This is a genomic window from Variovorax sp. P4_D9 (genome assembly GCF_056401695.1).
On the sequence record NZ_JBFUIU010000243.1, the window covers coordinates 1 to 11,676 of the forward strand.

At 67.7% G+C, this 11,676-nt stretch carries 13 protein-coding genes; 5 read left to right on the forward strand and 8 right to left on the reverse strand.

Features of this window, described 5'->3' with window-relative positions:
• Positions 1-1,410: DEAD/DEAH box helicase (locus AC1DY5_RS24370; protein ID WP_478115536.1), on the reverse strand; the 1,410-nt coding region annotated here is incomplete at its 3' end.
• Between the two features lie 270 nt (positions 1,411-1,680).
• On the opposite strand from AC1DY5_RS24370, the gene AC1DY5_RS24375 reads away from it, so the two are divergent.
• From AC1DY5_RS24375 to AC1DY5_RS24390, 4 genes are read left to right on the forward strand one after another with little or no spacing between them, the layout of a single operon-like run.
• Positions 1,681-1,917: an AbrB/MazE/SpoVT family DNA-binding domain-containing protein gene (locus AC1DY5_RS24375; protein WP_158720721.1), complete on the forward strand. Its 237-nt coding sequence runs from the start codon at positions 1,681-1,683 to the stop codon at positions 1,915-1,917.
• Positions 1,904-2,335: a type II toxin-antitoxin system VapC family toxin gene (locus AC1DY5_RS24380; protein WP_478115538.1), complete on the forward strand. Its 432-nt coding sequence runs from the start codon at positions 1,904-1,906 to the stop codon at positions 2,333-2,335. The genes AC1DY5_RS24375 and AC1DY5_RS24380 overlap by 14 nt, the downstream gene beginning before the upstream one ends.
• Positions 2,336-2,337: 2 nt before the next feature.
• Positions 2,338-3,999 carry an energy-dependent translational throttle protein EttA gene (gene ettA / locus AC1DY5_RS24385; RefSeq protein WP_478115540.1) on the forward strand — a complete coding sequence of 554 codons (1,662 nt, stop codon included), beginning with the start codon at positions 2,338-2,340 and terminating at the stop codon, positions 3,997-3,999.
• Positions 4,000-4,053: 54 nt separating this feature from the next.
• Complete coding sequence (locus AC1DY5_RS24390) at positions 4,054-5,352, forward strand: PQQ-dependent sugar dehydrogenase (protein ID WP_478115542.1); 1,299 nt, start codon at positions 4,054-4,056, stop codon at positions 5,350-5,352.
• Positions 5,353-5,358: 6 nt separating this feature from the next.
• On the opposite strand, the gene AC1DY5_RS24395 is transcribed toward AC1DY5_RS24390, so the two are convergent.
• A complete protein-coding gene (locus tag AC1DY5_RS24395; protein WP_478115544.1) occupies positions 5,359-6,714 on the reverse strand; it encodes a TAXI family TRAP transporter solute-binding subunit in 1,356 nt (451 codons plus the stop codon).
• Positions 6,715-6,911: 197 nt separating this feature from the next.
• Here AC1DY5_RS24395 and AC1DY5_RS24400 point away from each other — a divergent pair, with 197 nt between their 5' ends.
• Positions 6,912-7,157: a hypothetical protein gene (locus AC1DY5_RS24400; RefSeq protein ID WP_478115546.1), complete on the forward strand. Its 246-nt coding sequence runs from the start codon at positions 6,912-6,914 to the stop codon at positions 7,155-7,157.
• Here the strand turns inward: AC1DY5_RS24400 and AC1DY5_RS24405 are convergent.
• The 6 genes from AC1DY5_RS24405 to AC1DY5_RS24430 form a co-directional block, all read right to left on the reverse strand.
• A complete protein-coding gene (locus tag AC1DY5_RS24405) occupies positions 7,127-8,143 on the reverse strand; it encodes a P1 family peptidase (protein ID WP_478115548.1) in 1,017 nt (338 codons plus the stop codon). The genes AC1DY5_RS24400 and AC1DY5_RS24405 overlap by 31 nt on opposite strands.
• Positions 8,144-8,167: 24 nt before the next feature.
• A complete protein-coding gene (locus AC1DY5_RS24410) occupies positions 8,168-9,166 on the reverse strand; it encodes a glycerophosphodiester phosphodiesterase (protein WP_478115550.1) in 999 nt (332 codons plus the stop codon).
• Positions 9,163-9,738, reverse strand: a complete 576-nt coding sequence (locus tag AC1DY5_RS24415; protein WP_478115552.1) for a DUF1439 domain-containing protein — start codon at positions 9,736-9,738, stop codon at positions 9,163-9,165. The genes AC1DY5_RS24410 and AC1DY5_RS24415 overlap by 4 nt, the downstream gene beginning before the upstream one ends.
• Before the next feature lie 46 nt (positions 9,739-9,784).
• On the reverse strand, positions 9,785-10,579 hold the full coding sequence (locus AC1DY5_RS24420; protein WP_478115554.1) for an amino acid ABC transporter ATP-binding protein: 795 nt from the start codon (positions 10,577-10,579) through the stop codon (positions 9,785-9,787).
• Positions 10,563-11,216 (reverse strand): amino acid ABC transporter permease, encoded by a 654-nt coding sequence (locus AC1DY5_RS24425; RefSeq protein ID WP_478115556.1) that lies wholly within the window; start codon positions 11,214-11,216, stop codon positions 10,563-10,565. Before AC1DY5_RS24425 ends, AC1DY5_RS24420 begins: the two co-directional genes overlap by 17 nt.
• A 7-nt stretch (positions 11,217-11,223) precedes the next feature.
• Positions 11,224-11,676 (reverse strand): amino acid ABC transporter permease (locus AC1DY5_RS24430; RefSeq protein ID WP_478115558.1); only part of this gene is annotated, 453 nt, incomplete at its 5' end.

The following is an 11,676-nucleotide window of genomic DNA, read 5'->3' on the forward strand; positions in this document are numbered from 1 at the left end:
GCCCTGGCCACCACCGCCATTGGCGCTGCGGCCGGCCGGTGCGCCCTGGCCCTGGCCCTGGCCGTTGCCGCCGCCGCGACGCTGGCCACCGCCATTGCCGCCGCCGCTGCGTTCGCCCTGGCCGGCCTTGTTGTCGCGGATGCGCTGCATCATTTCGGTCCGTGCGGCCTTGGCGGCCGCCTGCATCACCTCGCGGCTCGGCGGCCGGCCGGCGCCGCCCCAGATGGTCTGGCGGCCCATGGCGATCGGCTCGGCGCGTTCGCCTTCTTCGGGGCCGAAGCCGTCGATGATCTGCACCGGGATCGCCTGCTTGGTGAAGCGCTCGATCTCCTGCATGAAGCCTTCTTCGTCGAGACAGACGAAGCTCACGGCCTCGCCGCTCGAACCGGCGCGGCCGGTGCGGCCGATGCGGTGGACGTAGTCTTCGCTGACGTTCGGGATTTCGTAGTTGACGACGTGCGGCAGCTCGTCGATGTCGATGCCGCGGGCCGCGATGTCGGTCGCCACCAGCGCACGGATGTCGCCGCTCTTGAAGCCGGCCAGCGCCTGGGTGCGCGCGCTCTGGCTCTTGTTGCCGTGCAGCGCCATCGCCTCGATGCCGTTCTTGGTGAGGAACTCGGCCACGCTGTTGGCGCCGAACTTGGTGCGCGTGAAGACCAGCACCTGGCTCCACTTGTGTTCGTTGATGATGTGCGCGAGCAGCGCCTTCTTCTTGCCGCGGCCCACTGGGTGGATCACCTGCGTGATGCGCTGCACAGTGGTGTTGCGCGGCGTGACCTGGATGCTCTGCGGGTTCTTGAGCAGGGTGGCGGCGAGGTCGCGGATCTCGTCGCTGAAGGTGGCCGAGAACAGCAGGCTCTGCTTTTCCTTGGGCACCAGCGCGAGGATCTTCTTGACGTCGTGGATGAAGCCCATGTCGAGCATGCGGTCGGCTTCGTCGAGCACCAGGATCTGCACCTGCGACAGGTCGAGCATGCCTTGCTGCTGCAGGTCGAGCAGGCGGCCGGGGGTGGCCACCAGGATGTCGACACCGCTCTTGAGCTTGCTGATCTGCGGGTTCATGCCGACGCCGCCGAAGATCACGGTGGAAGTCAGCTGCAGGTACTTGCCGTAGGTGCGGACGGACTCTTCGACCTGGGCCGCGAGTTCGCGCGTCGGGGTCAGCACCAGGGCGCGGATGCCGGTGCCGCCGAACTTGTTGGTGGCGCTGCGGCTCATCGTGAGCTTGTGCAGCAGGGGAAGGGTGAAGGCCGCGGTCTTGCCGGTGCCGGTCTGGGCGCCGCCCAGAAGGTCGTGGCCATCGAGCACGGCCGGAATGGCCTGGGCCTGGATCGGCGTCGGCGTTTCGTAGCCTTGCTCATGCACGGCCTTCAAGATGGCCGGGGCCAGCTTCAGTTCATCAAAGTTCATTGAGTTCAATAAGCGCCCTACACGGCGCAGTGGTATCCACCCGCTCGGGCGTCATGTGGACGTCGAGCCAGTAAGGGCAGATGGGTCAGGAGTGGGAGCCGGACAGCCTGTAACGACCGTCTTCGTCCCCGGCGGAGAGCCGGCGTTGCGGGCAACTGGACCCGGCAACAGAAGCAATTATCGCACGAAGTGGGTCTTTGCCCGCCGATTCGGCGCGCCGCGACCCCATCGGTTAAACTCTTACCGTTGAAGTATTACCAGGAGCGCCGCGTGCGACTCACTTCCAAGGGTCAGGTGACCATTCCCCAGAACATCCGCGAACTCGCCGGCTTGAAGCCTTATGACGAGGTGGAGTTCGAGTTCCGCAACAAGCAGATCATCGTCAAGCCGGTCAAGCGCACCACCACGCCGGCCGAGGAGGCGATCGCGCTGCTGCGCGGCAGCGCCAACTCGAAGATCGGCCTGTCGGCGGACGAATGGCTGGAGATGACGCGTGGCGAACGCTGAAGGGCTTGAAACCTTCCTGATCGACAGCAACGTACTGATCGACGTCATCCACGAGGACCCGAAATGGGTGGACTGGTCGGCGGCGGCCATAGGCGATTGCCTCCGCCGTGGCAAACTGGCGATCAATCCGCTGATCTATGCCGAGGTGTCGGTCTACTTCAATTCAGATCGCGACGTCGACGCGGCACTGCCCGCACGGCTCTATGAACGACTGGAACTGCCGCTTGCAGCGGCGCGAAATGCGGCGATGGCGTTCCACAAATACCGCAAGGCCGGCGGCACGCGGGCATCGCTATTGCCGGACTTCTACATCGGCGCCCATGCCCAGTTGATGGACTGCACCCTCGTATCGCGCGACAGCGCACGCTACAAGACCTATTTTCCCAAGCTCAAACTCATTTCACCGAAGCAAAGATAAACATGGCCCAGTACGTCTACACCATGAACAAGGTCAGCAAGACCGTGCCGCCCAAGCGGCAGATCTTGAAGGACATTTCGCTGTCGTTTTTCCCCGGCGCCAAGATCGGCGTGCTCGGCCTGAACGGTTCGGGCAAATCGTCGCTGCTCAAGATCATGGCCGGCATCGACAAGGAGATCGAGGGCGAGGCGCTGCCGATGCCCGGTCTCACGATCGGCTACCTCGAGCAGGAGCCCAAGCTGAACCCCGCCCATACGGTGCGCGAATCGGTCGAGGACGCCATGGGCGCGGTCTACGCGGCCAAGGCGCGCCTTGAAGAGGTCTACGTGGCCTATGGTGCTGACGACGCCGACTTCGACGCCCTGGCGGCCGAGCAGGCCGAGCTCGAAGCCATCATCGCCACTGCCGGCACCGACTCCGAGCACCAGCTCGAGATCGCCGCCGACGCGCTGCGCCTGYCGCCGTGGGACGCCAACATCGGCGTGCTGTCGGGCGGCGAGAAGCGCCGCGTGGCGCTGTGCCGGCTGCTGCTGAGCAAGCCCGACATGCTGCTGCTCGACGAACCGACCAACCACCTGGACGCCGAATCGGTCGAGTGGCTCGAAGTCTTCCTGCAGCGCTTTCCGGGAACCGTGGTGGCCATCACCCACGATCGCTACTTCCTCGACAACGCGGCCGAGTGGATTCTCGAATTGGACCGCGGCCGCGGCATCCCATGGAAGGGCAACTACAGCACCTGGCTCGAGCAGAAGGGCGAGCGCCTGGCGCAGGAGCAGAAGGGCGAGGAAGCCCACGCCAAGGCCCTGAAGAAGGAACTCGAATGGTCGCGCCAGAACCCGAAGGCACGCCAGGCGAAGAGCAAGTCACGCCTGGCCCGCTTCGAGGAACTGAGCGACTTCGAGTACCAGAAGCGCAACGAGACGCAGGAAATCTTCATTCCCGTGGCCGAGCGCCTGGGCAACCAGGTGATCGAGTTCAAGAACGTCACCAAGTCCTTCGGCGACCGCGTGCTGATCGACAACCTGAGCTTCGAGATCCCGGCCGGCGCGATCGTCGGCATCATCGGCCCGAACGGCGCCGGCAAGTCGACCCTGTTCAAGCTGATCGCGGGCAAGGAAACGCCGGACAGCGGTGAAGTGGTGATCGGCCAGACGGTCAAGATGGCTTTCGTCGACCAGAACCGCGATGCGCTCGGCAACGAGAAGACGGTCTGGGAAGACATCTCGAACGGCCTCGACATCATCAACGTCGGCAAGTTCCAGATGGCCAGCCGGGCCTACGCCGGGCGCTTCAACTTCAACGGCGCCGACCAGCAGAAGAAGGTCGGCACGCTGTCGGGTGGCGAGCGCGGGCGGCTGCACCTGGCCAGGACCCTGATCGCGGGGGGCAACGTGCTGATGCTCGACGAACCGTCGAACGACCTCGACGTCGAAACCCTGCGTGCGCTCGAAGACGCGCTGCTCGAGTTCGCCGGCTCGGTGATGGTGATCAGTCATGACCGCTGGTTCCTCGACCGGATCGCGACCCACATCCTGGCGGCCGAGGGCGACAGCCAGTGGACCTTCTTCAACGGCAACTACCAGGAGTACGAAGCCGACAAGAAGAAGCGCCTGGGCGAAGAGGGTGCCAAGCCGCACCGGATGCGCTTCAAGGCACTAAAGTAGCAGCCACGCGATAGATCCGGGCGCGTCGCAGCGCCCATTCCGAAGGAGCATGCCATGGCAGCGGCGACTCGGTATCTTCTGGCGATGGGCCTGGCGGCCCTGGGAGCCTGCGGCGGTGGCGGTGGCGGCGCCAACGTGTCGGTCTCCGCCTTCGGCGTCGGCGTCACCGCGACGCCGCCCCCTGCGAACCCTCCCTCCCAGCCCAACATCAGCGTCGCCACCCAAGGCAGCGGCATGGCGACGCCGATGCTGACCAAGGTCACCGAAGTGGCGACCGGCCTCGACACCCCGTGGGGCCTGGCCTTCCTGCCCGACGGCCGGATGTTGATCACCCAGCGGGGCGGTCAGCTGCGGCTGCGCAATGCCGACGGTTCTCCCGTCAACGGCGGGGACGATCAGGTCGCCGGCGTGCCGGCCGTCGCCGCGGTGGGGCAGGGCGGCCTGCTCGACATCGCGATCGATCCGGACTTCGCGAGCAACCGCCGGATCTATTTCAGTTTCTCCGAGCGGGACGCATCGAATCCGAGCCTCAACGGCACGGCGGTCGCCCGGGCCGAGCTCGACGCGGCCAATCTCACGCTCGCCAACGTGACCGTCATCTACCGGCAGTCGCCCAAGGTCGACAGCACGGCGCACTTCGGTTCGCGGCTGGTGTTCGATCGCAACGGCTACCTGTTCGTGACGATGGGCGAGCGCCTGCTCGACACCCAGCGCGGCTTTGCGCAAGACCTGTCGCGCGGCAACGGCAAGGTGGTGCACATCACCACCGATGGCGCGCCCGCACAGGGCAATCCCTTCGCCACGACTGCGGGTGCGCAGCCGCACATCTGGAGCTACGGCCACCGCAACCCCCAGGGCGCGGCGCTGCATCCGGTGACTGGCGATCTATGGATCAACGAGCACGGTCCGCAGGGCGGCGACGAAGTCAACCTGACGCTTGCCGGGCGCAACTATGGTTGGCCCGTGATCAGCTATGGGCAGGAATACGGCACGCTCACGCAGGTGGGCGAAGGCGTCGCCAAGCCGGGCCTCGAACAGCCCCTGACCTACTGGGAAAAGATCGACGGCACGGCCTGGACTCCGGGCACGCAGAAATCGTCGATCGCACCGAGCGGCATGGCCTTCTATACCGGCGATGCGCTGCCCGACTGGAAGGGCAATCTCTTCATCGGCGCGCTGGCCGGCACCGCGCTGTGGCGGCTCACGCTCGACGGCAACACCGTGGTCGGCCGCGAGCGCCTGCTGGCCGAGCGCGGCGAACGCATCCGGGATGTCCGGCAGGGGCCGGATGGGTGGCTCTACCTGTTGACCGACAGCAGCAATGGCAAGCTGCTGCGGGTGCAAAGGCAGTGACGGCCCTCAGGCCGCGGCGGCCGCGCCGACCTGCGGCGCGCTCGCCAGCACCCGCTTGCGCACCACGTGGATGTTGTTGCGCAGCGCATAGAGTTCGTCGGCATACGAAAGCGGCACCGCGACCTTGTTTACCACGCGGTCCAGGTCGACCAGTTCCTTCAGCAGGGCATCGGCATCGCCCGCGCGGGTGTCGAGCTTGTGTTCGACCTCGCGCAGCCGGGCGTACCAGCGGAACACGCGCCGCCGCACGCGGAACTGGTAGAGCGGCGGCACCACGCGCGACAGCGGCAGCATCAGCACCAGCAGGCCACCGAGCACCAGCCACATGCGCTCCACCAAGTTGCTGGCCCAGAAGGGCAGGTAGCGCTGCCAGAACGGCGGCGTGCCGTTGATGGCGCGATCGCCCTCGGGACTGACCGGCAGTTCGCTGGTGCGGGTGTTGGGGAAGTCGCGCGCCCGGTTGAACCAGCCGGCGCCGCCGTGCAGGGTCTGGGCGGTCTGCGCGAACAGCTGGCGCAGCGCGGGATGGGTTTCCTCGCGCGACAGCAGCGAGGTGGTGGCCGCCAGCAGCGAGACATCGTGCGAGGGCAGGTCGGCGGCCAGGTCGACCACGCCGCGCGGCAGGGTCACGGGCTGCAGGAAGGCGAATCGGCGCGAGTAGGCGTCGCTCTGAGCGAAATCCATCAGCTGGATGTCGGGCGCCCGCAGCAGCTTCTGCACCAGCGGCGACTGCGGCGCCGACGCCAGCACGATGACGTCGAGCATCCCGGCCTGGAGCGCCTCGGTGGCGGGCGTCTGCTCGAGGTTCGACAGGTCCAGCGTGGCCGGGTCCATGTGGTTGGCCCGGAACATCCGTTCCATGATGTCGGGCACGCCGCTGCCGGCCTTGTCGACATTGACGCGCAGGTCCTTGAGCTGAGTCAGCGAAGTCAGTGTTCCGGTCTTGCGGTCGACGTGTTTCGCGGCATCGGTCCGGTAGAAGAACCACAGCGGCTCGAAGAACAGGCTGCCGAGCGAAGTCAGTCCGCTTTCCTCGTCCTTCACCGGATCGGCGCTGCCGCCGCGCACGAAGGCGACGTCGGCGCCGCCGCTGCGCAGCAGTTCGAGGTTGTCCAGCGAGCCGTCGGTGGCTTTCAACTCGACCTCGATGCCGTGGGTCTTGAGGGCCTCCGCATAGCGCTTGCCGAAGCCCGCATAGGCGCTGCCGGCGGGCCCGGTGGCCATCACCACACGCTTCGGCGGCTGTGGCTGAAGCCACCAGTAGGCGGCGACCAGCAAGGCGATGACGAGAAAGATGACGGGCCCGGCGGAAGCGATCAGGTCGCGGATCGACAGCAGGAACAGGCGGATGGCTTGGGGCATTCGGCAGCGGTTTGGAACAGGGCTCGTGGAGGCCGCGGGCGCGGCAGCGGCATTTTCTGTGCTTTCCGCGCCCGGCTGGTTACAAAGCGCGTGCCGAGAGTGAAAACTGCCGCGGCCTAGCAGGGCTTTGGCAACGCGTCAATCCATCCACCCGTCCTATTGAGCGTCGGTCGGTGCGCGGGCCCAATACCCGGACCATGAAGAAGCTCAAGACCCACCTGTTGTTCGCGGCCAAGCTCTTCGCGGCAGCGCTCGCGGTCGCCCTGCTGCTGCTGATCGCCGGCCGCGGCCTCTTCACGCTGATCTCACCCGTCAAGCTGCTGCTGTATGCCGCGCTGGGTGCGCTGTTGTTGATCGGCATCGTCCTGGCGCAGGCCGCCGCCCTTTGCGCCATGTCGTCGGTCGGGGACGCTCAGGACAAGTCAGCGGCGGCCGGGAAGTAGCTGTCGCCCACGCGCACCGAGCGTGCCGCCCGCACGGCCCGCACGGTCGCCAGTGCCACCGCTTCGGCCGCCATGGTGCCGAGCACCGTCATGCCGGGCGCGTCGCCCTCGAGCGGCACGCGGCAAGTGGCCAGCGCGAACAGAGTGTCGCCGTCGCTCATCGTGTGGACCGGATTGATCGCGCGCGCCAGGCCGTCGTGCGCCACCGCCGCGAGGCGGTTGGCCTGCACCTTGGTCAGCACCGCGTCGGTGGCGACCACGCCCAGCGTGGTGTTGGTGCCGGCCAGCAGGGGCTTCGGCAAGTCGCCGCGCAGCAGGGCACGCCGGGTGTCGAGCAGGGCGCTGCCGTCTTCGGTGCGTGCACCGGCAACCACCCGCCCGCTGTCGGGGTCTATGACGTCGCCGAGCGCATTGCAGGCGATCAGGGCACCGACCGTGACCCCGTTGACCGTGACCGACGCAGTGCCGATGCCGCCTTTCATCGCCCGATCGATGCCGAACAGCTTGCCCACCAGCGCACCGCTGCCGGCACCCACGCAGCCTTCGGCCGGCGCCGCCTTTGAGGCCGCCGCGCAGGCGGCATAGCCGGCGTCGGCATCGGGCCGGATGCGGGCGTCGCCGACCGGCAGGTCGAACAGGACGGCGGCCGGAATGATCGGCAGCGTGCCGAAGCGGACATCGAGCCCGACGCCGCGCTCCTCGAGCCAGCGCATGGCGCCATCGGCCGCGGCCAGCCCCCAGGCGCTGCCGCCGGCGAGCATCACCGCATGGACCTGCTGCACTAGGTTGCCGGGCGCGAGCAGGTCGGTCTCGCGGGTGCCGGGCGCTGCGCCGCGCACGTCGACGCCGGCGACGGCGCCATCGCGCGCCAGGATCACGGTGCAGCCGGTGGGGCGGCGAGGGTCGCTGTAGTGGCCGACTTCGATGCCGGCGACGTCGGTGATGGCGCCGGCGCGGACTGCTGTGGAGGAGGAGGGTTCAGGCATCGGCTGCGATTATCAGGCGCGCGCTCAGCGCCCGCGCTTCGCCGGCAGCGCCACGCCGCGTTCGCCCAGCAGGTCGCGCAGGATCGCCGGGTCGTCGGTGATGATCCCATCGACGCCCCAGTCCAGCAGGCGCGCCATGTCGGCGCGCTGGTTCACGGTCCAGGGCAGCACGGCCAGGCCGAGCGCGTGCGCTTCCTGCACCAGCGCCGGAGTCAGGTCGTCGTAGGCGGGCGACCAGATCACCGGCCCCCTGGCGTCGCCCGCGGAGGCCTTCACGAGCCGCGGCGGCGTGCCGAAGTCCTCGATCCGAAGGCCGGCCGTCCAGCGGCTGTCCTTGAGCGTGCGGGCGCTCGTCAGGTAGGCGCGCGGCATCTGCGGCGCCCATTGGGCGACCAGCGCCAGCGAGCGCCAGTCGAAGCTCTGCACCGTCACGCGCTGCGCCTTGCCGGCCTTGTCGATCTCGGCCAGCAGCGCGCGGACCATCTGCTCGGGGGAGGCGGTTTCCTCCGGCCGGCCCGGGTCCAGCTTGGTCTCGATGTTGAAGCGGACCTTCGAGGCGTCGAGCGCGTCGGCACGCGCGAACAGCGCGGCCAGCGTCGGAATGCGCTCGCCGTCGCTCCACAACTGCTTGGGGAAGGGCTTGCCGTAGCTGCTCGCGGGATCGATCCTGCCGACGTCGTAGGTCTGCAGCTGGGCCAGCGTGAGCGAGCGGATCGACGGCCCCGCGGCCTTGAGAAAATTGCCGCGGGCATCGCGCGTGTGGTCGGGGTTCAGCAGGGTGTCGTGCGAGATCACCACCACGTCGTCGGCAGTCAGGCCGATGTCGAGTTCCAGTGTGGTCACGCCCATCTCGATCGCATTCGAGAAGGCRCTAAGCGTGTTCTCGGGCGCCAGCGCGCGGCCGCCGCGATGGGCCTGGAGGTCGATACTGCGCGTGGCGGCGGGCGGCGCGGCACAGCCGGCGGCTAGCACGGCGCAAGCGAGCCAGAGGGCGAAGCGGCAGGCGCTTCGGGGATGCTTCATTTGAGCACCACCGTGATGCCGTCGTCCTGCACGGTGATGTCGCCGATCTCGTAGGTCTTGCGGCCGACGGTCAGTTCCTCGGGCTTGAAGGTGCGCAGCGGCTGGTCGCGCAGCAGTTCCTGTGCGACCACGGCGCCGATCTGCTGCAGGCGCTCGGCGTCGCGGCCGGTCAGGCCCTGCAGTTCAATCCGGTCGGCCTGCGGCCGGTCGAGCCGCACTGCGCGCGCCGCCGCGTCGTATTTGAGCGCGCTGCTGACCGAGACCACGCCTTCGACCGAGGAAGGCCGCAGCAGCGGACTGGCGATCGAGAGCACCGCCGTGATCGCCGCCCGGTTGCTGCGGGCGTCGAGCGACAGCTGCGGATCGCGCAGCGCGACCGTGAAGACCTCGGCATAGCGCTGCTGGACCGGGAATCGCTTCGCGATCTGGGCCTGCAGTTCCGCGCGGCTGGCGGTGTATTCGCTGGTGAAGAAGTTGAAGCCGGCCAGCGCGGCCAGCGGTGCGGGCAGTGCGGCGGCGCCCAGCAGGGCGCGCAGCAGCCGTCGGCGGGAAGAGGGCGAGCGGAAGGGCATACCGCTCGGAGCTTGCCACAGGCCGGGGGTTCCCGGCCGCCCGGGTTCAATCGTGCAACGATGAAAGAAACTGTTGCAACTCCGGCGTCTTCGGACTGCCGAACAATTCCCCCGGCGGCCCCATCTCGTGCACCCGGCCCTGGTGCATGAAGATCACGCGGTCGCTGACCTTGCGCGCGAAGCTCATCTCGTGCGTCACCATCAGCAAGGTCATGCCCTCGACCGCCAGCGACTCCACCACCCGCAGCACTTCGCCCACGAGTTCGGGGTCGAGCGCCGAGGTGATCTCGTCGCACAGCAGCACTGCCGGCTCCATCGCCAGTGCGCGGGCGATCGCCACGCGCTGCTGCTGGCCGCCCGAGAGTTGGTCGGGCATGGCGTCGAACTTCTCGGCCAAGCCGACGCGCGCCAGCAGCTTGCGCGCCTGCGAGGCGGCCTCGACAGCGCTGCGCTTCTTGACCAGCGTCGGCGCCAGCATCACGTTGCGCCCGACCGTCAGGTGCGGAAACAGGTTGAAGCTCTGGAAGATCATGCCGACGTGCTGGCGCAGCTCGCGCATCGCCATCGCGCTCTCGTGCAGCAGCGGCTTGCCGTCGACCGTGAGCGTGCCTTCCTGGAACACCTCGAGGCCGTTGATGCAGCGCAGGAGCGTGCTCTTGCCCGAGCCGCTCTTGCCGATGATGGCGATCACCTCGCCGCGCCTGACTTCGAGATCGATGCCCTTGAGCACCTCGTTGCTGCCATACGACTTGCGCAGCGCCGTGATGCGCACGATGGGCGCGGCGGACACGCGGGCCGCGGGCGCGGCTTCGGATGCGGGGGGTTCAGCGACGAGCGACATTGATTTTCCTCTCAAGGTTCTTGGCGTACAGGCTCACGGGGAAGCACAGCACGAAATAAAGCAGGGCGACGCAGCTGAACACCACGAAGGGCTTGAAGGTAGCGTTCGAGATCATGCTGCCGGCCTTGGTGAGCTCGATGAAGCCGATCACCGACGCCAGCGCCGTGCCCTTGATCACCTGCACCAGGAAGCCGACCGTGGGTGCCACCGCGATGCGCGTGGCCTGCGGCAGGATCACGTGGCGCATCTGCTCGCCGAAGCTCAGGGCGAGGCTGCCCGAGGCTTCCCACTGGCCCTTCGGAATGGAGGCCACGCAGCCGCGCCAGATCTCGGTCAGGAAAGCGCTGGTGTAGAGCGTGAGCGCCACCGAGGCTGCGGTCCAGGCCGAGACGTCGACGCCGAACAGCGCGATGCCGAAGTAGGCCAGGAACAGCTGCATCAGCAGCGGCGTGCCCTGGAACACCTGCACGTAGAGGCCGATCAGCCGGTCGACCAGCGGCCCGCCCGACAGCCGCGCGAACAGCAGCAGGCCGCCGACCAGGCCGCCGCCGACGAAGGCGATCAGCGACAGCACCACCGTCCAGCGCAGCGCCAGCAACAGGTTGCGGAGAATGTCCCAGAGGGAGAAGTCGGTCATGGGCGCCTCATCGTCCGAAGAAGTACTTGGGTCCGGCCCAATTCAGCAGACGCCGTGCGCCCACCGACAGGGCCAGGTAGATCACCGTGGCGACGATGAAGGCCTCGAAGGCGCGGAAGTTGCGGCTCTGGATCAGGTTGGCGGCGTAGCTCAGTTCCTCGGTCGAGATCTGGCTGCACACGGCCGAGCCGAGCATCACGATGATGATCTGGCTCACCATGGCGGGCCAGACCTTCTTCATCGCCGGCGGCAGCACCACGCGCATGAACACCTGCACCTTGTTGAGCGCGAGGCTCACGGCGGCCTCGATCTGGCCGCGCGGCGTGGCCTCGATGCCGGCGCGGATGATCTCGGTGGCATAGGCGCCGAGGTTCATCACTATCGCGATCACCGACGCCACTTCGGGCGACAGCTTGAAGCCGGCCGCCGGCAGGCCGAAGAAGATGAAGAACAGTTGGAG